The sequence below is a fragment of the Spirosoma terrae genome (assembly GCF_010435915.1).
In the GTDB taxonomy this organism is placed as follows: Bacteria; Bacteroidota; Bacteroidia; order Cytophagales; family Spirosomataceae; genus Spirosoma; species Spirosoma terrae.
On record NZ_JAAFZH010000002.1, the window covers coordinates 490,345 to 513,340 of the forward strand.

Below are 22,996 nucleotides of genomic sequence, written 5' to 3' on the forward strand. Positions count from 1 at the left end.
TAGACTCCAATGGACTACACGACTTTTGGAGCTTCAATCCCCGATGCCATGAAACGGTTATTACTTTCTATATTCATCATAAGCTCCACAGCGGCAATGGCGCAGGTGTCGAATACGCCTACGAACCCTGCCAGTGGAACCGCAGTAACTCCTCCAGTTGCCAATCCTGATCCGTTTGCAACGCCGGCCAGCAGTGCTACTGGCACTCAGCCCGATTCGTTTACGATGCCGGGTAGCCCCAAACAGGAAGACACTATAACTCCGGCAAACAGACGACCTCAACCCGGAACTACCGGCTCAGAAGCGGAGCCGATTGCTCGGGGAAATGGTAAAGTATCCGGTATGCTGGTCGATTCAGCCTCGAATAAACCAGTCGAATTTGCTACAATTGCCGTTTTGAGCGTGGCTACCAACAAACCCATCGATGGTACAACGGCTGATGCAGATGGTAAATTTGCTCTCAACAAGTTAGCGCCGGGCCAGTATCGACTCCTTTACACATTTATTGGTTATAAAAACAAACGATCGAATATCATTACCATCGAACGAGGTACTGATATCAACCTGGGGACGATCAAAATTTCGGCCGATGTTCGCACGCTGAAAGAAGTGAACGTAGTAGGGCAGGCGGCTCTGATCGAAGAAAAAGTTGACCGACTAGTTTTCAATGCCGACAAAGACCTTACCGCTAAAGGGGGAGATGCTTCTGACGTAATGCGTAAAGTGCCGATGCTGTCGGTCGATATGGATGGTAACGTGAGTCTGCGGGGAAGCAGCAACGTAACAGTTCTGATCAATAACAAACCGTCGACCATTGTAGCCAGTAGTGTTGCTGACGCTCTAAAACAGATTCCAGCGGATATGATCAAAACGGTGGAGGTTATCACCAGCCCATCCGCCAAGTATGATGCCGAAGGGTCGGCCGGGATTATTAATATCGTTACCAAGAAAAATACGCTGCAGGGCGCTACGTTAAACATTGATGGCGGTGTTGGTAACCGGGGTAGTAACCTGGGCATCAATGGGAACTACCGTACCGGTAAAATGGGCTTTAGCTTAAGTGGTTTTGGCCGGGCTGAGTATAACGTTAAGGGTTCGTTTGCGAATGATCAGACAACCATATCCTCCGCCGGAAACGTACGGACGCTGCAATCGTCCAGTACGCTGAGCCAACGTTTATTTGGTAACTACCAACTGGGGTGGGATTACGATATTGATAAAAACACATCGTTAACCGCCAGTCTCCGATATGGGGCACGTAACGGATTGGTTAATCAAAACCATTTGCTGACCCAAACCTTCCGTCCGAGCGCTTATTTCCCTACCATTAACGATCGTAACGTAGAAACCAAAGATTTATCGGGTACGGTTGATGCGAACGTATCCTATACCCGAATTTATAAGCCTCAGCGGGAGTTCAGCGTATTGGCTTTGTTCAGCCGAAACAACCGCACAAATAATTTCGTCGCTGATATTTTGAGTAATACGGATTTCGAAACAATTACGTCCCGTCAGAAAAACGACAACAACAGCTACAACCAGGAGTCTACGTTGCAGCTAGATTACCAGACGCCTATCAAAAATAACCAATTGTTAGAATTTGGGGCAAAAGGAATTTTCCGTCAGGCAAACAGTGATTATGCGTATTACTTTGCCAACGGAACAGAAGGAGAGTATCAGATTGATCCGACGCGTCAGAGTAATACGCTGTTCTATAATCAGAATATAGCCGCTACGTATCTGTCGTATACGTTAACAACCAAAAGTAAGTTTACCATTAAAGCGGGTGCACGTTACGAGTACACGTTCATCGATGCTAAATTCAGTAACGAGTCGGCGGGACAGGCTACCTCAATTCCAGACTATGGAAATATCGTGCCGAGCATTAACATCTCTAAAAATATTGGCGGAGGAAAAATTATTAAACTGGCCTATAACCGCCGGATTCAACGACCTGGTATTCAGTTCCTGAACCCGAATGTTAACTCCTCTAACCCGACCAATATTACGCAGGGTAACCCTTATCTGTCTCCAGAGCTGACCGATAATGTTGAGTTTAGTACTAGCACGACCATTAAAGGGTTGTATTTGAACGCATCCTTATTCGCTCGTCGGACTAACAATGAAATTACCGCTGTCCGCGACGTATCGGAACAATCGTTTGGCGATGTTACGAACCCCGTTCTTCAGCAGGTAATACGGACGAGTTACCAGAACGTAGGTCATCAGGATGCCTATGGTTTAAACCTGTTTGGCAATGCTACGGTATTCTCAAAGCTGCAGATTGGTGGTGGTGTCGATTTATACCACGTTAGTCTGACTAACAACAACGTAAATCCGATTTACGCTGCGTCGAATTCAGGCTGGGTAATATCAGGACGAGTTAATGGTAGCGTTTCGTTGTCGAATGGGTGGGCGTTCCAGGCATTCGGGGGTATGCGCGGTCGGCAAGTTCAATTGCAGGGGTATCAAACCAGCATGTACTTCTACAATGTGGGACTTCGGAAAGAGTTCAACAACAAGAAAGCAAGTCTTGGTCTGGCTGCCGAAAACTTCCTGAACCATCCATTTACGCAGCGCGCAGAGCTAGTTTCGCCAATCCTGATGCAGAATTCAACCACGAACTTCTACAATGCTGGTGTTCGGTTAACTTTCAGCCTGAAATTGGGTAAAATGAGCTTCGACGCTCCTACCAGAAAAAGCCGCCGATCGATTAGCAATGATGATGTGAAAGATGGCGATGGTGGCGGTGGTGATAACGCTGGTCCTCAGCAGCAACAGTCGTCGCCAGCCAGTGGCGGAGGTGGTCGCCGTCCTCGCTAATAAACCAATAGCATAAACAGTGAGTTTAATACAGTCTTAATTAGAATAGGTTGGTGGTAATCCTCTTGGCTTTGCTGGGAGGATTCCTTTTTTATGTGGTTTGCTGCTACGTTATATTGTCAACGTAGCATTGAATAGATTAAGGCAAGGTTTACAGGCCTCCTGTAATTAACTGAATCTGGAAAGGAGGAACCACTAATACGCTCTGTAGTCAGGTAGTTAGTACGTATCACAAAACGAATTTTACAAAAACTTAAAAGCTGTTGAGCTATACTTCTGTTAGTGTTTATCGCTTCAAAGAAAAGGGTTGGGGATGGATGAACGAACATAGCAACAAAAGCTATTTTGATCCACTAAGCAGCTTTTATTGATCCGTGAATTAATCCGTAAAGAAATTTCAGGGTTGATCTTTGACAAACCGGGCCGCCGGGCGGTTCTAAACTTTGTCAAAGATGATGGTTGAGTGATCTGGCAGACTTTACAAACTTATTCACCCACCAATAACGTTTGCTGTATGCTATAGCAATACCCCATCGATAAACAAGCCAAAGAAAAAGCCCCTTAGAGCCGAATTGTCTAAGGGGCTTTTTATGATGTAATACGTGCTACTTATAGATAATCAATAATTCGTTTGCCGATTATGCCGTTTTGTAATTCTCGACGTAACACGGCCCGGCGTCTGCGTGGATGAGTGGCAATATACATCGCCCGCATTTTAAGCATAAAGCTTGTGATCATATATAAGCCGAACAGTCCACCCAGGATAAGTAAAGATTGGGTATTGGTGATATTTCGGTGCAGCAGAAAGAACAAAATCGTATTTACTAAAGAAGCTCCGCACAATACAGCTGTTGCCTGAGCGTGCGATAAGCCGTTGTCCAAAAGGATATGGTGCATGTGGTTCCGATCGGCTGAAAAAGGTGAACGACCAGCCAGTATACGTACCAGAAAGACACGTAACGTATCGAAAATCGGCACAATCAAAATAACAATGGCAATAATGGGGGCATTGAAGAACGATGTTGGATCGAAGCGATACGAAGCGTTTAAACTGACAAAACGAACAGCAAAGAAAGCCAGCATGAAACCGATAATCAACGAACCGGTATTACCCATGAAGATCTTGCTGGTCTTAGAGAAATTGAACCGTAGAAAGCCGAGTAACGCACCCGTTAACGTAAACGCCAGGCAAGCCATCGTGAAATGATTTGTGAGCAGAAACCAGGCCCCAAACGTACCACTGGCAATAGTGGCTATCCCCCCAGCAAGACCATCAATACCATCGATAAGGTTGATGGCATTGGTTAAGGCAATAAAGATGAAACAGGTAAGCAGAATGCTGAAGAATTGATCAATGTGATGAAGGCCAAACATACCATACAAATAATCGACCCGCAGATCGCCAAAAAAGATCAGAATCATGGCGGCCAGCACCTGAAAAAGAATCTTTTTGTTAGGGTCAATACCGACCAGATCGTCTTTGATGCCGATAAAAAACAGAATGGTCATCCCGGCTACGGAAAGATCAGTTCTGTATACGTCGATTTGGTCGATGCTGGGCCATAGGAAATATGCGATGAGAATAGCCGCATAAATGCCTATACCGCCAAAAGTGGGCGTTGGCGTAGTATGGGACCGGCGTTCGCCCGGTTTTTCCATCAATGACTTAAGCTCGGAGATCTTGATGATAACCGGAATCGACACTACTGATACAAAACAGGCTACTAAGAATGCCAGAATGCATTGGTATAAACCCAGGGCAAAGAGGTCATCGTTTAGTTTATTTTGCAGATAAGTAAATAATAAATCCAGGTTCATAAGGCTTTATGTTAGGTGTGTTTGTCACCAATAAAATTCTTTACCGAAGTGGTGCTTCAGACAAAGCCCATTTTAACTCGTTATCCAGACTGACTAGCGAAAAATCAAATGCAGATTACTTCAGAATTAGCATAAAATTCAATCCTTTATGTAGAAAGGCAAGTATAATTTGATTGAACGGTCCGTAGTCTAGGGAGTAACAGGTTTTGGAGGCTTCGTGATATATTGGCTTAATTTACGTAAGGGTTTGAGCCACAGCGTAAAGAAGTACGGTTTCAGGCCATTCATATCCCAGGCTAGCCTGTCTTCGCGATTGGCTCTAAGTCGATTCTTTAAACTGCTATTACTGATACCACCGGCTCGCATAACGATCGTTACTTCGTCCATATAAGCCAGTTTGGCATTATTTTTATGAATAAACCGAAGCAGCAGTTCATAGTCCGCTGCACTTTTCATATCGAGCCTAAACAGGCCATACTTCTCATACATCCACCGTTTGGCAAAAAACGATAGGTGGCCGGGCATCCAACCCCATAAAAAGGCATTCTCGGTATACCAACCGGAGCGCCAATACCGCTTCAGCGATTGCGTATCTACCCGGTCTACGTAGAGCATATCGCCATACACAGCATCGCTGTTGGTGCGTTTGAACGTAGCAACCATATTCTCGATCACTCGATCATGGCGGTAAAAATCGTCGGCGTTGAGTAAACCAATAACATCGCCAGTTGCCATGCTAATCCCCTTATTCATGGCATCGTAAAGGCCTTTATCTGGCTCCGATACAAACCGGGCAATGCGGGCTCCATACGATTCAACAATATCGACCGTACCGTCTGTCGATTTTCCGTCCACTACAATATACTCGATATCAGAATAGGTCTGATTAATAATTGATTCGATGCAGTCCCGAATATGCTCTGCTCCGTTGAAAACGACCGTAATGATAGATACCTTCATGCTGTAATTTCCCGTTTGCGAACCAGCACGGCTGGATTTCCCTGATAAATGCCATAAGCCTCCAGCGATCGTGTCGCCACTGAATTGACGGCTAGCACAGCGTGCGAATGACAGCGAACACCGGGACAAACCACCGCTTTAGCTCCGATCCAAACGCCATCTTCGAGCGTAATAGGTTGTGTGTTCAGATCAAAAGTTGAACGCCGGTAGTTATGATTACCGGTCAGCAGCATCGAGTCTTGCGATAAACAGCTATTGTCGCCGATTACAACTTCACTCAAATTATCAATCCATACTTTCTCGCCAATCCAGACGTGATTACCAATCTGAAGTAACCACGGATATTTGATATTGACCGCTGGCTTAATGACCACTCCAGTACCCATTTTAGTGCCAAACGCTTTCAGAATGAGCCGCTTAATGGCAATAGGAATAGGTAAGTACGTATTAAGCGTTACCGAATTAACGATGAACCAGAGTATTATTTTCCATTTTGGCCCTGGCTTATACCAGCTAATGTCATAGACCGACAAATCGGTCCGACCTGCTGCTACGTCAGGTACGGTTGTTTGGGTTGAGGTCTTTGCCATAATGCGTTCGGAAAAATTGAATAATCGCCTGCTTATCGCGTCCGACATGATAATAGACTTCAAACATTTTAGCGTCTACCAGAAACCGATACCAAAGTCCCTGCAGAAAATGCCAGATGAGTCCCTTCTGACCGTCCAGAAAACCCAGTCGAACAACGTATCGATAGAAAAAATACAAAAATGGCCTGGTAAACAAAGGTAAGGAGGCATATTGTATTTTTAGGTAACGGGTTCGCTGTTCCTGCGATCCAAATAACTTAGGTTCTACTCGCTGGGTTTCATCGAAGTTATATTTAATATTCAACAGATCGATGACTTCCCGGATGGCATAATTGTTATGTTTTTGTGTCCACCAGGTTAAATCGTTCAGGTTATGATCAACAAGATCATGCTGAAACTGAATGGATTTTCCCTGCGACAGTTTGATATGCTCATCCATCCAGGTCTCTTCACAGATGCCCTGGTTACGTCGCCAGAGCCGGAGAAGCCACATTGGATAAAAAGCGCCGTGCCGTATCCACTGACCGAAGAACAGAACCCGCCGTTTTACGTAGATACCTGATACGTCGTCGGGTAGAGTCGGTAATTGTCTGTTGATTTCCTCGGCTAATTCGGGCAATACGTATTCGTCGGCATCCATACGCATGAGCCAGGTAGTCTTAAACGGCGTATTATCTATGCCATAATTGAACTGAATAGCATAATTAATCCAGGGATTTTGGACCACTACTGCACCCAGTGAACGAGCAATGTCGACCGTTTTATCCGTTGAAAATGAGTCGACAATAAAAACTTTATCGGTAAACGGGTGAAGGCTTTGCAAACATCTGGCAATATGCTTCTCCTCGTTGTGGGTTAAAATGATGACTGATACGTCGGCCATGCCCAAGTAAGACGCCTGTTAAAATAGCTTTATATGTAGTCTATAATACCTAAAAGCGACTATTTTTACAAGGTCGTTTTTATACTGGTTAATGCTGCAATATTATCACTTTTTTTAGCTAAGAAAAAGTCTATGAAGTTACTGTACTGCTGCCTTATATTGTTTTTATTCTATTTTACGGCTTCTGCTCAAATTAATTTTAGCCAGTTGCCCCGCGATCTGCAATTATATCCGAGAGAAGCGAATAGCATGGCTGCTGTACCCGTTAGCGGAACCGTTATCGCTGGTGGATACACAAAGGTTGCCGTCCAGGTCTTACGCGAAGGCGCTATAACTGGTTTTGTGAGCCAAACACTGGTGCCAACGGCTACCAGTCAGCCGTTTAGTTTATCCAGTGCGATCAAGGCAGAAAAGGCAGAGTATGAGTTTAAAGTCTTTTTATACAAGGGAGCCGACTCCACCTTGATTGTAGACCGGAAACGTATCGTAAGTGGTGATGTTTATATTATTCACGGTCAGTCGAATGCACTGGCGCTGGGTGGTTTGGATACGTATTACTCATTCGGATTTGATGATAAATACCTGCGGAACTGTTCCTATCCGTATGGTGTGCCTAGTATTCCTGATGCCATGAGCTGGTATGCGGCTAAAGACCCGTACGGAAGCGTAGGGGGCTTTGGGCTGACGCTGCAACGACTCATTCTGGAGAACTATGGCATTCCGACCCTTGTACTGAATGGAGCCTATGGTGGTACCGGCATTGCTACGCTGACGGCACGTAATCCGGTAAATCATGCCGATTTAAACACGTTTTATGGCCGCTTATTATACCGGGCTCAGTGGGCGGGGGTTGATAAAAAAGTAAAGGCCATTATCTGGAAACAGGGCGAAGATGAAGCGGGTAACGAGCCTGCTGGATATGATCAGAAATTTAAAACAATGTATGATCAGTATCACGAAGATTACGGTAATGTTCGGCTCTATGTTGGGCAGATAAACATTCTGGCCGATAAAGTAGAAGGGGCGGCCGCTCTTCGCGATTTTCAGCGACGTACCAAATATCTGTTTGCCAATGTGGAAACCATCACAACCATCGGGGCGAGTGGCTATGACGGTATTCACTACGATCCGCCAGGGCATCAGAAGATCGCCACTGAGCAGTTTCGGCAAATAGCGCGTGATTTCTATGGGTCGACGGATACCCTGCAGATTAATTCACCGGACATTAAAAAGGTATTCTACAACGCCAGGAAAGATTCTGTTACGTTGGTGTTTGATGAAGGCATGCAGATGGTATGGCGCGATACGGCCTATTATAATTTTGCCACTGGCGAGAAACTAGGCTCCCGAGAGTTAAAAGATTACTTCTACCTCGATGGTCAGTCGGGGTTATTGTCGGGTGGAATTCCGAAGGGCAATCGGGTCATATTAGGGCTGAAACAGCCTGCATCGGCCAAAACGTTACGTTATCTACCCGCCTACTTCTCCGATTTTTTATCGCCTTTTTATAATGGGCCGACGTTACATAATGGCCGGGGAATGCGTGCTTTTAGTTTCGATGGGGTAGCTATTGCCGATGCCATTCCGGCTATAACAACGCTGGCTGCGAAACCGATTTCGGATAAACAGATTCAGTTGACATGGACGGCACCCGCCACGGCCCAAACGCAGATTCTGGAACGTAGCGATGGGGCCCAGAATGCGTTCAAAGTGGTGCAGACCGTAGCTGGTAACGTAGCTACGGTCACGGATAACAATCTGCCTGATCCGCTTGCTACGTATTATTATCGGATACGCACGTATAGCAACGTATCAGAATCTACGTATAGCAACATTGTCTCCTCCAAACCACTCGTGCTGGGTGCTGAAGAATTGATTGCTACCTTACGAATCTATCCTAATCCGTTAGCTACCGATCGGACGCTGCGGATTGTGGCGGACAAGCTGACAATCAAATCGCTGGTTATTCGCGATTTGTGGGGGCGTACGCTGAAAGAATGGGAGGGTAGAGCGCAGAACGAACTGGTTATTGGTCTGGATAATGCTACGTCGGGCGTGTATGTAGCGGATTTGCAAACGGTCGACGGACAAACGCTACGTCAGAAGATTGTTGTTCAATAATTCTTGACGGTGGCATTAAGCCAGATTGCTTAGCTTTGCAGCGAAACTCTTTTTAACACTATATGCGCCTAGTAATCCTGACGCAGGACGATCCGTTCTATCTTGCCCGGAATATCGACTATCTACTAAAAAAGTTGCCTCCCTACGCTGAAGTTGTTGCAACCGTGGTTTTTGACGTATCGCCGTTTGGAAAGCGCGAGAGTTTTAGCGAGAAGATGAAGAAAACATACGACATCTTCGGGCTTCCTTTTTTTGTTCGTTATGGATTTAAGTATGTATTCTCGAAGCTTGACAGCCGTAACAATGTCCGCAAAGTTTTGGCAGATCGGGGCATACCACTCATAGCGCTCGAAGGAGGAATTAACAAAGACGAGAATCTGGAAAAAATCCGGGCTTACAAACCCGATCTGTTGGTGTCTATTGCTGGTAATCAGATTTTTAAGCGTAAGCTGCTGGACGTAGCTACTCATGGTTGTATTAACCTTCATACTGCTCTGCTACCTAAGTATCGTGGATTAATGCCTTCGTTCTGGGTGCTGAAAAATGGAGAAACGCATACCGGCGTATCGGTTTTCTTCGTCGATGAAGGGATTGATAGCGGTCCAATTTTAGTGCAGAATAAGCTGGCAATCGGAAATATGAGCCAGGCCGAATTAATTGACGTGACCAAGAAAATGGGCATGGATGCCATTCTGGAATCGATCGAAAAAATCCACTCGGGCAATTACGAGCTAATCGAAAATGATGCCGCTCAGATGACCTATTTCACGTTCCCGACCCGTAATGATGTAAAAGAATTCCTGGCTGCCGGGAAACGATTCTATTAACTAACAAGGAGCAGAGGCTAGTTCGTTTGGACAGGATTTACACGATAAAACATGATTTTCTCCGAACCTTAATCACAGTTCATCCTGTAAATCCTGTCGAAAAATAAACTAGCCTCTGCTTTTATCTTTTTCTATGAATATCCTGACGTTCGATATTGAAGAGTGGTTTCATATACTGGATAATGCGTCAACGCGTACGGAGGCCGAATGGAGCCGTTACGAAACGAGGATCTATGCCAATATGGATCTTATTTTTCAGCTACTGGAAGATACCAAAAGCCGGGCAACATTCTTTTGCCTGGGCTGGGTGGCCGATAAGCATCCAGATGTAATACGTCGGATCGATGCGGCTGGCTTCGAAATCGCAACCCATTCCTATGCACACCAGTTGGCGTATGAGCAGAGTCCGGCGGAATTTCAGGCCGATCTGGAACGTTCCATTAAGCATTTGCAGGATATTACGGGCAAAAAAGTACGTTCTTACCGAGCGCCTGGTTTCTCGATTAAGGAGTACAATCGCTGGGTTTTCCCAATTTTGATTGAGCAGGGTATCGAAATTGACTGCTCTGTATTTTCGGCGCGACGGGCACACGGAGGAGATGCTTCGCTGGGTATGTTCGAACCCGGATATTTAAATGTGAACGGTACGTTGCTGAAAGAGTTTCCGATCAACACGGCGGCTGTACTGGGGCAGGATCTTATTTTTTCGGGTGGGGGGTATTTTCGTCTGTTACCGTATCGGGCGATCAAAAGCCTGATGCATCGCTCCGATTACGTAATGACGTATTTCCACCCACGCGATTTTGATGCGACCCAGCCCATGATTCCCGGTCTGAGCCGCATGCGTCAGTTTAAATCCTATTATGGACTTAAAAACTGCCTGCCTAAGCTAAAACAACTATTGCTGGAGTTTCCGTTTGTTGACCTGACTGAGGCTGACCGGCAAACCGACTGGACCAAAGTTGTTAAGAAAGAGGTGAAGGTATAGCCTTTTTAGCGCCTACAATTTTTTCGTATTCATCGAGCAAACGCTTTGCCACAATATCGATGTCATATTGGGCTTTGAGCAGTGCGGTAGCATTATTGGCCACCTGCTGACGGAGCTGATCATCGCCAAGCATCGTTTCCAAGCCTTTCAATACGCCTTCGGGAGTCAGCGATTCGACAAGTCCGGCGGCATTGTGTTGACGGATTGCTTCGCCAAACCCAACCCGATCCGATACTAACGCGGGTGTTCCTGAGGCCATTGCTTCCAGTACTGCCATCGAAAAGCCTTCTGAGTAGGAAGGCAACGTAAACAAATCCGCATCGGCTAAAGCGGCCTTCTTATCGTTGCCGGTCAACATGCCGACCATACGTATTGAATCGCCCAGCTGATGCTCGTCAATAAACTGGCGGGTGGTAGCTTCATAGCCGTCATCACCTCCGGCCAACACTAAAATGGCATCGGAATGTTTCGATAGATACTCTCTGAAAGCGGGTAGTAACAGACCCAGTCCCTTCTTGACATTCAGCCGACTCATAAATAGTACCATTTTTTTAGTCGGCGGTACGTTGAATTTCTGCCGAAAAGTGCCTTTGGCCGGTAAGTTGACAAAGTCGCTGAGCTTGATTCCGTTGGGAATGATGGCTACGTTTGGGTGAGGGGTTCCCAGATAACGGGCAATATCTTCCCGCTCATCCGTATTATTGATTTGAATGAGATCGGCTCGCCGGAGATAGCGTTTCTGGGCAAGCGTATCCATCAATTGCTTTTTCCAGTTGTTATGAGCATATACCCAACGGTCAAGAACACCGTGAATGGTGATGACTTTAGCTACACTGTTGTTGACCATGAAAGGGGCCAGTGTGCCAAAATGCCAAAGACCGTGGCAATGAACGACGTCGTAGTCGTTTATATGCTTTTTGAGATATTGATAAAGCTCGCCCGATACTTCCCGAAAATACCGGCTAACCAGTGGCGTTCGTTTACATAAAATTAACCTTGCACCTTCGGGGACGGTATAGGGTTTTTCGCCATCGCTGATCGGGCTAAGAATATCAACCTGGTGCCCGTAGCGAAGGGCTACCTGCGTATGGTCGAAGATGATTTTGGGCGGGCCACCAGCCTCCCAGGTATAAGCACAGATATCTAGTATTCGCATAAAGTACTGCGAAATAACGCTTAATTCTTGATTTTAAGGAAACCCTGAAGCATTTCTTCGGCTACGGCATCGGGCGAATACGGGGCAATATATGTTTCAGCTGCCTTTTTCATTGACACTACGTCAACCTCCTGATTCATAAATTTTAACAGCCAGTGGGTAAGCTGAGTCGGTTGGTCGGGGTCGATAACAAAACCAGTTTGACCATGATGAACCAGGTCGATTACGCAGCCACAACGCGCCGATACGATGACCGGCAAGCCGCACACCATCGCTTCGTTCACCACCAGGCCCCAGGGTTCAGATCGGCTTGGCAAGACAAGAACGTCGCTAAGAGCCAGTATTTCCGGGACTTTGAACCAGGGTTTCCCGGATAGAAAGGTTACGCTATTGCCGAGTTTTAACCGAGCTGTCTGAGCCACTAACGAATCCCGTTCTACGCCATCCCCCAGAAACAGCAATCCCCAGGAGTTGGCATTGGGTGATTGGGCTGATGCTGCTGCAAAGGCATCGATGAGCATTGGTAGATTCTTAAACTCGATCAGCCGCCCAACAAAAATGAAATTATGTTGACGAAGGGCCAGCGCTTGCTGTTGCTCACTACGTTGGCGAAGTGCTCGTTGGTAAACGCTACGTAGCGTTGTGTTATCAACCGCATTCTTTTTGAGCAGGATTTTTTCCGGACTGACTCCCAGCCGAATAACGTAGTCGGCCGATTGGCTGCCAAAACAGAAAAAACCATCACATCGGCTAAAAATAAATCGCTTGAATCGTTCCTTTAAGCCGCTACGTTCATGATCGGCCGCTGTGCTTTCATTTTGCATGATAACACGAATGCCGTTCAACTTGGCCCAGCCTAATAGTAGAAGTTGGGCCGGATCATAATAACCCGTCAGATTGATTACATCAGGCTTATAGGCACGAACGCGTCGAAGTAAAGCGGTAAATCGTTCCGATACGCTTACATCCTCCAGATACCAATCAAAAAGCAGTTCGTAGTTGTACGAATACGTCGGAACATCGACATCTGGCTCGGATTCCAGACCCGCGCGTGAACGTTCGTTGCGGGCAATTTGAAGAACCAGCATCGAAACGTCTGAACGTTGATCGACTACTTGTTGCAACGACTGAAAAACGGCCGATTTATAATGAGCCCACAAGATGTTATGAACAATCAGTATGCGCATCAGGTGGCCTGACCATTAGGAACAACAATGTATTCGTCTGTTGGAGTAGGAGCAGGCTTATCCGATAAATAGGCCGGAAACAAATGCTCAACACCGATAAATCGCACCATGAGTGCCAACGGGAACCAGAACGAAATTTCGTACGGTCGCCCATTCGTAAAGAGCGTTACCAGAATCAGCATATAGAAGTAAGCCAGGAACGTACTCAGTGGATTTGGATTGGTACGAATAATTCGGACCGAATTGTAAAGCACGATTCCATTAACCCCGGCAAACAGAATGAATCCCAGAATACCCTGATTCGTTAAGGCTTCCATGATTGGGATGTCGAGGTAGAGAAATTTGTAGCCAAAGCCCAGAACCAACATGTAGATGTGACCGACGAGGACGTTCGAAAAGAACGTAGCACTAATCGAACGGTTGGCTGCTGAAGCATCTAATGAGGCTTTATAGGCAACGCCTTTGGCTTTAAGACCCAGTAGGGCGTAAACGTTTTCGAGGTTCTTTTCTGCAAAAGCGGATACGTACCCAAAAAGAACCTCATAAACAACGGCGTAGCGTCGGAAAAAGAAAAGAATGCCAACGAATCCGAGGAAAATGGTAATAATCGGTACGGGCCGGAATATTCCCCGAATGGCCGAACGAACCTGTGCCGGGCGAACATGATAGAACATGAAAAGCGCCACTGCAATAGCAAGTGACAGAATACTGGAACGGGTTTGGGTAAGGACCAGAATGGCCAGACTCAGAATGCCCGAAAAGATAGCCAAAAGCCTGAAAAGTATATTGGTCTGCGGACGTAGCGCCCACATGGCACAGGCAATTATCCCCATAAATGCATTTCGGGAGAAAGCGTGAGGGTTTCCTGATCCATCGTCGCTATCACCTAACGTAATGGTTGCGCGCTGCCCAATGGCCCAGGTAGGGTTGGTCAGGAGTGAATAGACTAGCCCTAAATTGGAAATCAGCGTGAAAAGGATGACTACCGGGATAAAGACCCGAATAATATCGTTAGGAACGTTGATCAGTAGGAATAGAAAGATAAAAATATAGGCATAGTAAATCATGTCTTTGGTATAATCCTTAAAACCAGGGTCACCCATGTAGACATACATATAAAAGATGCATAACAGCAAAAAAGCTACGCTCATCCAGAGCATCGGTACATTAGGCCGATACAAACGTCTGAATATGGTAAACGGAATCATCATCACCAGACCACCGGCCAGAGCAGCAGCCGTAAAGGCAGTGCTGCCCGGAGCCAATCGTAAGGTTTCCCGAAAGAAAAAAATCAGCGGGTAACCATCCACTACGATACAGATGCCCAGCACGATGCGCATGTAGTCGAGCGTTTGTATAAAACGAATTAGACCATTCATGAACAATGTCTGTTTTAATGATTAGTTATACAGTTGTTCGACGCCGTAGTTCTAAACGGTGACGAACGTAATCAAAATCGCCTTTGAAAACGAACGTTAATAGTTTGCGTACGCGGCAGTAACGTTGCCAGAATCCACTCCCCAGCGAACTTTGCAGTTGAGGTAAGTATTTCTCTTTAATACGCTGATGTTCGGCTACACCGACGGTTTGTATGGTCGATGACTTCGCATTTGGCTGTACGCGAAAAGCGCCCCAGAAACCATCGACATGCAGAAACCGCATTCCTGACTGAACACCTAGCCGCGCTATAATTTCGTAGTCGATTACAAAGCGCAGGCTTTCGTCGAGCAGACCAAACTGGGTTAACCGTTCCCGTTTGATAAACAACGACTGGTTAAATACCTGCATGCCTTCATAAATCTGGCATTCGACGCAGAATTCAGGAGCGCGTAATTCTTCAAGAATAACGTCTTCATCGTCGGTTATGTACATATCTCCGAAAAATACATCTGTTTCGGGGGCGCGTCGCCAGGCTTTAGCAACCTGAGCAAGCGCATCCGGGGCAAACGTATCGTCAGAGTTCTGGAATGCTACGTAGTCGCCGGTGGCCAGTCTGAACCCTTTATTGATGGCGTCTGTTTGGCCCCGATCTTTTTCGCTAAGCCAGCCTGCCAGATAAGGTTCGTATTTTTTGATAATATCGACACTGCCATCCGTTGACCCTCCGTCAATTATAAAATATTCGAGGTTCGGATAGTTCTGATTTAGTACGCTGAGAATTGTACGTTCCAAATATTCGGCCTGATTATAGGAAGGCGTAACAACGGTCAGTTTAGGATATGATTGATCATTCTTTTCCGCCAGAGGTTGAGACGGCTTGGTAACGAATGAATGAAGCGATTGGCCAATTTTAGTCATACTTATAGCAAAGATTGATAGACCGCTAAGGTTTTCTGCGCTGTTTTTTCGCACGAGAAATGCTTCAGCCGTTCCGTTCCTTTCTGGCGTAAATCGTTCCGTAAGGCGTTATCCATTAATACTTGTTCAACCGCACTGGCAATAGAGTCTTGATTTTCAGGATCGAAGTAAACGGCCGCGTTCGAGGCTACTTCGGGTAGTGAGCTTCTGTCACTAACAATAACCGGGCATCCGGCGCTAAAGGCTTCGAGAACTGGAATCCCGAATCCTTCATTTAAGGAAGGAAAAACAAACGCTTCTGCGTGCTGATAGAGCCGAAACAGATTATCGTCGGTAATTGGGCGATAATGAACCCGTTGGCTTACATGCGCTTCCTGAAAAGCCATCTGTTCTTCAGTACTAAAAATGCCTCCGCCCGCGCAGATCAAATGCAGATCTGGATGACGTTTTAAAATAGGCCGAATGGCTTTGAAGAACGTATCAAAGTTTTTGTAAAGACCTCGTTTGCCAACGTAAAGCAAATAAGGAAAGTCGGTCGGTGCACTTACCGAACTGTTAGTCGTGTTATTGGGGAAATTAGTGCCCAGATGAATCACACTAATCTTATCGGGATCAATGGGGAAAAAGCGGACAATTTCCTGCTTTGAAAACTCAGATACCGAAATAATACGGTCGGCCTGAAGCATAAGTTGCTTTTTGGCCTCATACAAACCTTCCCCTACATCAGGATAGATTTTGCCGTATCGCTCACTCGTTGCATCGTGAAACGTAATAACAAACGGCTTTTTATGAATTGATTTCAGGAAATACCGGTGATAATACGTTGGATGGAATATATCAAACTGGCCTGCCTTAACCCGCTGAGCACTATACATGCGATTAAACAGAGAAGCTGCCATGTTTATGTTACGCAGATGGGCGAGCTTCTGATAACGCCAGTGATTGCTGAACGATGCCTTATTCAGGTATTCGTTGTTCGACAAACGGAGCGACAACTCGAACTCTATATCAGAACGGCTGGAAAACGAACTCATCAAGTCGAAAAAATACCGGGATACTCCTCCGTAAGTTAGGCCAGTAAAACATTGATGGTCGAACAGGACATTCATGCAATAGAATTCAGTTGTTTGTATTTTTTTTAGAAAATACGCCTGCAAAAATACAACTTATGGCGATAAAGCCAAGATTCTATCGGGGCGTCTGAGTCAACGGGATTATCGTAAAACCGGCAACGGAACCTTGTCTACAAACTGGGTTACGGCCCGCATGGCTTTTACGGTTGTAAATCGCCAGCCACGTAATACGACCGGTTCGGGTTGTTGGCCATAGGCGGGAAGAACGCCTTTCAGGGTTGGATCTTCGTAGTGGCCGACTGTTTTGCGATACGTATCCAGCAGACGCATTACGTCGGGGCGATTTTTTACCACCAGTCGGTTCTGGTGCGGGAAAAAGCCTTCATCTGGATTGTATAATCCTTTGGTATTTAGGAACAACAGTGGTGCTTTGCTGCCTTTCAGCTGCCATTGCCCGCCTTCGTCAGTTAGATCGCGCTGGGGGAGATTCCAGAGTGCTACGTGCCAGTTTGGCTCTTTTACAATAGCAACATCCTGGAAAAATATGGGCACGTGCATCAGCCAGCGTTGATCCGTACAAAGCCCTTCGCAGAAGTTGACGAAAGCGCGTTCCTGAACCCGATCCTGCCACCAGTTGAGCATTTTGTTGGTTTCCGCCGACCGACGAACTGCTAGAAAATCAGCACTATATAACCCTAAATTCTGGAAGAATTTTTCGTCAGGCCACGTTTGGCCGGTATTGCCAATGTTGGGCAAAGCGCCAGTAATATAAGGCGTTAGTAAAATAGTAGCCTTGCTGAGCCGCTCCCATATGGGGGTTAACTCACTAAAAAACGCAATACCAGGGTCTAAGTATACTACCGAGTCTGTATCAGGGAAACGGCGAAATACGTCTTGGATAAACGCTGGTTTACAGGCGCCTGCAAACTCGGTGGGTGTATATTGCGCTGACAGTTTGTCCAATTCGTCTGACCTAAGGAAATCGCTAACTGGCACAATAGTATAGTCAGAAGAAAAACCACCAGGCAAATGCTCCAGCTTATCGGCCAGGCCAATAACAAAAGAAATGTTTCTTTCTTTGGAGGCATATTGAGTAATACTAGCACCCAGAGCAAAAGCCTGGGGTAGTTGACGAATGGTACAGATTGTTGCGATTATGGCAGACATAACTAGTAATTATTCGAGTATATCACCTAAAGCAGCCAGATACGGAGCAAGCCGGTTGGCCGACGCGTCGGCATAGCGATGATAATTTCCCTGAAAAAAGCTTGTTAAAACGGGAGCTATACGAAGCAGCCGTCCAGAACGTAACGTACTACGCATCGTATAATGGGCTAATCGTTGGCGAAGTTGCAGTAAACCGGGGGCTTTAGCGCCTACCCGATCCGAGAGTTGCTGTCCAATAAGCGACAACAGTTCCTGTTTGCTACGTAGTGGAGCCAGTTTATGCTCCCGGTTCCGGCTGAAACGATCCTGAACCCGGACCGTTGGCGGAGGAGCTTCTTCACGAATACCTATTTGTTGTTGACTATGCGTACGGTACAATTGGAGCGGCTGGTCGATAAATTGGATCGTTTGGTGGGCTGCGGCTATCAAACCAATCCACCCATCGTAAATATAGCCCGAAATTCCTGTAGGAACGGGTATAATTTCGTTGAGTAATTCGCGTCGAAGTACCGTAGCGCACCCCATCACCCGATTTCCATCGAGCAGTACGTCCATTTCCTCGCCCTGTTCCCAGCGCTGCTGGGCTGTTTTATCGAAGCGCACCTGCTCCCAGAAACGACCCATACGCTCCTGTAGGTGTTCGTTTGTAACCCAGGCATCGCAAAAGGCAACCTGCACGTCAGGTCGGCTAGCCATGTAGTTAACCATCGTACTGATTTTGGTTGGTAGCCAGAAATCGTCCTGATCACAAATGAAGATCAGATCGCTGGTACATTGAGACAGGGCCCGTTCAAAATTTTTATTAGAGCCTAACTGAATCTCATTCACCAAAATTTTTACCGGGAAAGGTGCGTTGGTGGCCAGCTGTTTCAGCAGGGCTACCGTACCGTCCGTAGAGCGATCATCGCATATGACCAGCTCGTCGGGGAGTTGTTGCTGTTCCAATAAGCTACGCCATTGTTCGGGCAGATAAGCTTCTCCGTTGTACGTACATAAGGCAACAGATACAGTTGGTCGGGCCAAAGCGTTCATGCTTATTAATTAAATTTGGTAACCATACTGCGCAAAGATAGGTCGCCAGTAGTCAGTCCCATGAATGTCCCAGGCATGACAGCCAAATGGTAGTTGGCCACCATTATAATTTTCGATAGCTCGTTGAGGGTAAAACTCAATGGCAAACCGTAAGGCTGTCCGAAAGTCAGGAATACGTAACGACGGCCAGAATCGATTGACTTCAATGCCCCAGAATACATCTTCGTTATACTGGTGAAGGTCGTATTGCTCGTAGCGTTTAATGATATAGTTGTACTTCTTCAGGCTACGTAACATAGCTGGAACCCGGCGCAAAGATAACCCTCCGTTACCGACGCTGTTCAGGCTAATTATTTCCCGTGGCGTAATGCCGTCCGGTTTTTTGAGTCCGGCAAGAGTAGCTATTTTTTGTTTTATTCTGAACCAGAGTTCATCGTGCCAGCTCGTATAATCGCGGTCGCGGAGCCAGGGTGCGCCAATATAATCGTAGCCTTTTCGGCACCAGTCGGCCAGTTCATCCTTGAAAACGAATGCGTCTAATTGGTGGATAAGCATATATTCTATGTCCTGAAACGCTTCATAGAATACATTGGACAACATCAGTTTATTGTAGGCTGCAATACCTGTAAAAAACTGATCATCAAACGTTCGGACCTGTAGATTTGGATATAGATTCAGGTAATACGAAAGATCTAAACGGTGTGGTGCTGCCAGCCAAACCGGATAATGTCCTAACACCTGCATGCATTGCTGCAGAGCAATGGATTCATGATTGGTTATGGTACGTTTATAAACCGGAATAACAACGCCGACACTAATAGGGGTAGAATCTTTCATGCAAACTGTGGTTCTCCTAATTGCTTTTGAGCTGCATTTTCCACCCAGTGATAGGGCAACTCGGCGCAAGGGTGACCGTAATCATTTAGAATTGTAATATTTTCTCCCCGCTTATATCGTCCAGAATAAGGAAGGTAGTCGACAAAGTCATACAGTTGGCCCAACAGAATAATACCGGGCGTATTGCCTGCATTGGCCATGTGAGCCGGGCCGCTATCGATACCGATAAAAAGCTGGGCACGATGGATAACTTCGGCCGTTTCGAGTAAGCTTAGTTGGCCACAAAGGCTCTGGAAGTTCGGATGCTCAATAGTTACCGTGGGGAATAGACCGATTTCGATGACGGGAAATGGATATGTTTCCAACAACCATTTTACCAGACGATTCCAATTGGCGGCAGGCCAGTCGCGGGCGACATGGCTGGACTGGCAGTGAATAACAATGGGAGAATCCGGAAGGTGCAGCGAATTGATACGCTGTTTAACGTAATCGGGAATATGCATTTTAGGGTCAGCCGTAATTGGAGGGAGCCCCGCTGCCTGCGAAAACATATACAAAATATCGCCCCGGTGATAGTAATTGTCGAACGTAAGACCAATCTGATCCGCAGTTGGATTAACAGGATCTTCCGGGCAGTATTTACACTTGCGATGCGAAATATGCATATTGTATACTACGTCGAAAACCCCCGTTTTCAACAGATAAATGCGTTCACTGGGGCATTTCTCAACCAAATAACCATTTAGATCTGGATGATGACGTACTAATTCGGCGTAGGCCTCGCGAACCAGCCAGATAATATGGCCGTTAGGGTGGCGCTTACGAACCTCGCGCGCTACGGGTTCACAGGCAATAATGTCGCCGATTTGCTCGGATAAAATAATGGCTACCAGTGGTCGTCCGGCTATCTGAGCTTTGAGTCGACGCAGGTACGAGTACTTCCGGGCAACCGATGCAAATTTCTCCAGAATGTGGACGAATTTTTGATACTTAAAAATCCAGACGGCTTTATCTCTCCACCAGGCCTGTTCAGATGCCATATTATTGCTGCTCTAATAGCGAAATTAATTGGTTAAAAGGAGCATTAATAGCTTTTCTCACTCGCTTATAGCGTAGTATGACGGGCGGCTTTATGTACACACAGGGGTATTTTCGATACCGGTCGTTTTCGTTCAGCAGGAGCTGATTGCGGTACAGATCGAATAAGGGTTTGGCATCTGGCCGTTCGATGCCAGGAATTTCCGTACGGTCAAACGTATAGCGGGTTTGGTATTTCGATACGTCGTTGGGCCGATTAGGGCCGTAGCCACTATAATGAAAAAACTGTAGTGGTTCGGTTTCGTTTACGTACCACTCTCCGGTTTCGTTCTGAGAGAGGTTTCGTTCATGCAGATTCCAGTACGCTACGTTATAGCCCAGATGTTTTTCTATAAAAACGTTATCGTAATAAACAGGGGCAAAATTAACCCAGTGCTGATCGACAAACAGACCATTACAGAGATCAATCCGGCATTCGAAGGCCAGCCGGTCTTTCCACCAGTTTACAAACTGCTGGGCTGTTTCGTCCTTGCGTAGTCCAATAAAACCTAGATTGAAGATCCCCGTATTCAGATGGTGCTGCTCATTAGGCCGTTCCCAGTCGGGAGTAGGGGAGCAGGTGTGTGGAGTTAGTACGAGGCTATGCTGACGTAGCGCTGCATTTAGCCGTTCGAGTGGCTGATACACGATAATATCCGGGTCGAAATAAATGACCTCCGTGGCGTCAGGGTAATTTTTAAAAAAATAATCGATGTAATACGGTTTTACAGCCGTGTTTAACTCTGTAATATCGTACCGATCGCACATGGCTTTGAAGTCGGGAATATCGATCTGGTCGACTTCGAGCATGGTGTAGGCGGGTACTAAATCGGCAGGAAGGTTGGCCACGCTGAGTTTATCAACCAAACCTATAATGTACTGATAGTCAGGGTTAGTCTTCTTCAGCGAATCGCCAAGCGTTCGAGCCTGAGCTAAGTAATTTATGGAACAGATAGTGAAAGCTAACGTCATTCTTCAAAATTAGTAAGTTAATTGGCTGGTGATACGTTAACTTACTGATTGGACAGGCTGATCTGTCGATTTATGATACGAAAAGAACCGTTTAAGATCGTTAATCGGTTTCTCAAAAAAGTACCACGATAGAGAAGCCACGATCAGTAAAAGGAGTAGGCTGACAGCTCGATGCGACCAGAAAGTTAACGTTATCGGTAAACCGATCCGGTTCATGATACGCATTAAAAGTGGCATGAAGAAGTCGGGTACGATCATGTGAAATACGTAAATTCCATAGCTGATACGGCCGATATACTGTAAAACAGAGCTGTTTAATATTGCTCCGACAACTCCTCTGATACCAAGACTGGCGTTGGTGATAATGAACAGCGATAAGGTCGAAATTAATAAGCGCTGAAACAGAACCACCGCAATATGATCGCCAGGCAGGAATAGCAAGCCAATGAAGCCCGCAAGCGCCAGAATGCTCACAATCGATAACTTCTTCATGAACGCTGAAATCGTGTCTGGCTTTTCCGTGACTGTATAAGCCCAGAGTGCTCCCAAACCAAAGGCATCAAAACTGGCCGGCGTCAATACACCATCGAGGTTTCCCTGCGTATAACCGTATCCACGGAACAGAACGCCGGTCAGAATCATGGCTGGAATGACCCATTTGAAAGCGTGCCGGGGCGTTAAGAGCACAATCCAGGGCCATACAAAATACAATTGTTCTTCAACGCCGAGCGTCCAGAAAGGCGAAAGAATGTCGGCCCAGTTCCCGGTTTTATGAAGCAGAATATTATACCCGTATAAGTAGTAATAGAGTGGATGGTCGTCGATATCCGATGTTTGCGGAAACATGACGAGTACGAACGTAATGGCCAGGTAATAGAGCGGAAAAATCCGGAGCGCCCGGCGAATGAAAAAGTTACGATACGTATCGCCTAGTTTGCTTTGACCGGCGTTGATCCGGTTTCGATTGTCGAGCAGAATTTTTGTGATCAAAAAGCCACTAATCACAAAAAAGACCATGACCCCAATCGTTCCATTGGGAAGTCGATTAATACCTTCTCCCGCTGGGAACCAGTGATAGACAACTACCAGCAGAACAGCGAATGTTCGCAGGGAGTCTAACTGAGGCATATGACCGGAAGGAACCTTTGACATCCAGACGTTTTTATTAATATGAAGGGCGTTTACCG

19 protein-coding genes are annotated in these 22,996 nt (G+C 46.2%); 4 read left to right on the top strand and 15 right to left on the bottom strand.

All coding sequences use genetic code 11. The annotated features are described in order from the left end of the window. Positions 1-48 precede the first annotated feature (48 nt). Positions 49-2,823, top strand: a complete 2,775-nt coding sequence (locus GK108_RS07050) for a TonB-dependent receptor domain-containing protein (protein ID WP_163944925.1) — start codon at positions 49-51, stop codon at positions 2,821-2,823. Between the two features lie 609 nt (positions 2,824-3,432). Here the strand turns inward: GK108_RS07050 and GK108_RS07055 are convergent. From GK108_RS07055 to GK108_RS07070, 4 genes are all read right to left on the bottom strand, one after another. Beyond that, positions 3,433-4,641, bottom strand: a complete 1,209-nt coding sequence (locus GK108_RS07055) for a glycosyltransferase family 4 protein (protein ID WP_163944928.1) — start codon at positions 4,639-4,641, stop codon at positions 3,433-3,435. Between the two features lie 189 nt (positions 4,642-4,830). Next, positions 4,831-5,601: a glycosyltransferase family 2 protein gene (locus tag GK108_RS07060; protein WP_163944930.1), complete on the bottom strand. Its 771-nt coding sequence runs from the start codon at positions 5,599-5,601 to the stop codon at positions 4,831-4,833. Then, on the bottom strand, positions 5,598-6,191 hold the full coding sequence (locus tag GK108_RS07065) for a WcaF family extracellular polysaccharide biosynthesis acetyltransferase (protein ID WP_163944932.1): 594 nt from the start codon (positions 6,189-6,191) through the stop codon (positions 5,598-5,600). The genes GK108_RS07060 and GK108_RS07065 overlap by 4 nt, the downstream gene beginning before the upstream one ends. Further along, entirely contained in the window at positions 6,157-7,074 is a 918-nt protein-coding gene (locus GK108_RS07070) for a glycosyltransferase family 2 protein (protein ID WP_163944934.1), read from the bottom strand. Before GK108_RS07070 ends, GK108_RS07065 begins: the two co-directional genes overlap by 35 nt. Before the next feature lie 132 nt (positions 7,075-7,206). Between GK108_RS07070 and GK108_RS07075 the strand changes: the two genes are divergently transcribed. The 3 genes from GK108_RS07075 to GK108_RS07085 all read left to right on the top strand — a co-directional run bounded on the left by GK108_RS07075 (position 7,207) and on the right by GK108_RS07085 (position 11,010). After that, the gene (locus GK108_RS07075; RefSeq protein ID WP_163944936.1) at positions 7,207-9,195 is read left to right on the top strand and encodes a sialate O-acetylesterase; all 1,989 of its coding nucleotides are present in this window, start codon (positions 7,207-7,209) and stop codon (positions 9,193-9,195) included. Positions 9,196-9,257: 62 nt separating this feature from the next. After that, entirely contained in the window at positions 9,258-10,022 is a 765-nt protein-coding gene (locus GK108_RS07080; protein ID WP_163944938.1) for a methionyl-tRNA formyltransferase, read from the top strand. Between the two features lie 133 nt (positions 10,023-10,155). Next, positions 10,156-11,010, top strand: a complete 855-nt coding sequence (locus GK108_RS07085; protein ID WP_163944941.1) for a polysaccharide deacetylase family protein — start codon at positions 10,156-10,158, stop codon at positions 11,008-11,010. On the opposite strand, the gene GK108_RS07090 is transcribed toward GK108_RS07085, so the two are convergent. The 11 genes from GK108_RS07090 to GK108_RS07140 form a co-directional block, all read right to left on the bottom strand. Continuing rightward, positions 10,988-12,166: a glycosyltransferase gene (locus GK108_RS07090; RefSeq protein ID WP_163944943.1), complete on the bottom strand. Its 1,179-nt coding sequence runs from the start codon at positions 12,164-12,166 to the stop codon at positions 10,988-10,990. The genes GK108_RS07085 and GK108_RS07090 overlap by 23 nt on opposite strands. Positions 12,167-12,186: 20 nt before the next feature. Next, entirely contained in the window at positions 12,187-13,353 is a 1,167-nt protein-coding gene (locus tag GK108_RS07095; RefSeq protein ID WP_163944945.1) for a glycosyltransferase, read from the bottom strand. Next, positions 13,353-14,732: an O-antigen ligase family protein gene (locus GK108_RS07100; protein WP_163944946.1), complete on the bottom strand. Its 1,380-nt coding sequence runs from the start codon at positions 14,730-14,732 to the stop codon at positions 13,353-13,355. The genes GK108_RS07095 and GK108_RS07100 overlap by 1 nt, the downstream gene beginning before the upstream one ends. 25 nt (positions 14,733-14,757) lie before the next feature. Beyond that, positions 14,758-15,651, bottom strand: coding sequence for a glycosyltransferase family 2 protein (locus GK108_RS07105; RefSeq protein ID WP_163944950.1), 894 nt, complete (start codon positions 15,649-15,651; stop codon positions 14,758-14,760). A gap of 2 nt (positions 15,652-15,653) precedes the next feature. Next, positions 15,654-16,760: a glycosyltransferase family 4 protein gene (locus GK108_RS07110; protein ID WP_163944954.1), complete on the bottom strand. Its 1,107-nt coding sequence runs from the start codon at positions 16,758-16,760 to the stop codon at positions 15,654-15,656. 105 nt (positions 16,761-16,865) lie between these two features. Beyond that, positions 16,866-17,891, bottom strand: coding sequence for a hypothetical protein (locus GK108_RS07115; RefSeq protein ID WP_212592747.1), 1,026 nt, complete (start codon positions 17,889-17,891; stop codon positions 16,866-16,868). Between the two features lie 9 nt (positions 17,892-17,900). Beyond that, positions 17,901-18,923 (bottom strand): glycosyltransferase family 2 protein, encoded by a 1,023-nt coding sequence (locus GK108_RS07120; protein ID WP_163944957.1) that lies wholly within the window; start codon positions 18,921-18,923, stop codon positions 17,901-17,903. A 9-nt stretch (positions 18,924-18,932) separates the two neighbouring features. Further along, positions 18,933-19,760: a DUF5672 family protein gene (locus GK108_RS07125; RefSeq protein WP_163944960.1), complete on the bottom strand. Its 828-nt coding sequence runs from the start codon at positions 19,758-19,760 to the stop codon at positions 18,933-18,935. After that, entirely contained in the window at positions 19,757-20,800 is a 1,044-nt protein-coding gene (locus GK108_RS07130; RefSeq protein ID WP_163944962.1) for a glycosyltransferase family 9 protein, read from the bottom strand. The genes GK108_RS07125 and GK108_RS07130 overlap by 4 nt, the downstream gene beginning before the upstream one ends. A 1-nt stretch (position 20,801) precedes the next feature. Beyond that, positions 20,802-21,809, bottom strand: coding sequence for a glycosyltransferase family protein (locus GK108_RS07135; protein WP_163944965.1), 1,008 nt, complete (start codon positions 21,807-21,809; stop codon positions 20,802-20,804). 36 nt (positions 21,810-21,845) lie between these two features. Further along, a complete protein-coding gene (locus GK108_RS07140; RefSeq protein ID WP_163944968.1) occupies positions 21,846-22,937 on the bottom strand; it encodes an acyltransferase family protein in 1,092 nt (363 codons plus the stop codon). Positions 22,938-22,996 lie beyond the last annotated feature (59 nt).

What these genes read in the sequence shown, in the direction of transcription:
- GK108_RS07050 (WP_163944925.1), top strand. Translation starts at nt 49, where the DNA reads ATGAAACGGTTATTACTTTCTATATTCATCATAAGCTCCACAGCGGCA.
- GK108_RS07055 (WP_163944928.1), bottom strand. Translation starts at nt 4,641, where the DNA reads ATGAACCTGGATTTATTATTTACTTATCTGCAAAATAAACTAAACGAT.
- GK108_RS07060 (WP_163944930.1), bottom strand. Translation starts at nt 5,601, where the DNA reads ATGAAGGTATCTATCATTACGGTCGTTTTCAACGGAGCAGAGCATATT.
- GK108_RS07065 (WP_163944932.1), bottom strand. Translation starts at nt 6,191, where the DNA reads ATGGCAAAGACCTCAACCCAAACAACCGTACCTGACGTAGCAGCAGGT.
- GK108_RS07070 (WP_163944934.1), bottom strand. Translation starts at nt 7,074, where the DNA reads ATGGCCGACGTATCAGTCATCATTTTAACCCACAACGAGGAGAAGCAT.
- GK108_RS07075 (WP_163944936.1), top strand. Translation starts at nt 7,207, where the DNA reads ATGAAGTTACTGTACTGCTGCCTTATATTGTTTTTATTCTATTTTACG.
- GK108_RS07080 (WP_163944938.1), top strand. Translation starts at nt 9,258, where the DNA reads ATGCGCCTAGTAATCCTGACGCAGGACGATCCGTTCTATCTTGCCCGG.
- GK108_RS07085 (WP_163944941.1), top strand. Translation starts at nt 10,156, where the DNA reads ATGAATATCCTGACGTTCGATATTGAAGAGTGGTTTCATATACTGGAT.
- GK108_RS07090 (WP_163944943.1), bottom strand. Translation starts at nt 12,166, where the DNA reads ATGCGAATACTAGATATCTGTGCTTATACCTGGGAGGCTGGTGGCCCG.
- GK108_RS07095 (WP_163944945.1), bottom strand. Translation starts at nt 13,353, where the DNA reads ATGCGCATACTGATTGTTCATAACATCTTGTGGGCTCATTATAAATCG.
- GK108_RS07100 (WP_163944946.1), bottom strand. Translation starts at nt 14,732, where the DNA reads ATGAATGGTCTAATTCGTTTTATACAAACGCTCGACTACATGCGCATC.
- GK108_RS07105 (WP_163944950.1), bottom strand. Translation starts at nt 15,651, where the DNA reads ATGACTAAAATTGGCCAATCGCTTCATTCATTCGTTACCAAGCCGTCT.
- GK108_RS07110 (WP_163944954.1), bottom strand. Translation starts at nt 16,760, where the DNA reads ATGAATGTCCTGTTCGACCATCAATGTTTTACTGGCCTAACTTACGGA.
- GK108_RS07115 (WP_212592747.1), bottom strand. Translation starts at nt 17,891, where the DNA reads ATGTCTGCCATAATCGCAACAATCTGTACCATTCGTCAACTACCCCAG.
- GK108_RS07120 (WP_163944957.1), bottom strand. Translation starts at nt 18,923, where the DNA reads ATGAACGCTTTGGCCCGACCAACTGTATCTGTTGCCTTATGTACGTAC.
- GK108_RS07125 (WP_163944960.1), bottom strand. Translation starts at nt 19,760, where the DNA reads ATGAAAGATTCTACCCCTATTAGTGTCGGCGTTGTTATTCCGGTTTAT.
- GK108_RS07130 (WP_163944962.1), bottom strand. Translation starts at nt 20,800, where the DNA reads ATGGCATCTGAACAGGCCTGGTGGAGAGATAAAGCCGTCTGGATTTTT.
- GK108_RS07135 (WP_163944965.1), bottom strand. Translation starts at nt 21,809, where the DNA reads ATGACGTTAGCTTTCACTATCTGTTCCATAAATTACTTAGCTCAGGCT.
- GK108_RS07140 (WP_163944968.1), bottom strand. Translation starts at nt 22,937, where the DNA reads ATGCCTCAGTTAGACTCCCTGCGAACATTCGCTGTTCTGCTGGTAGTT.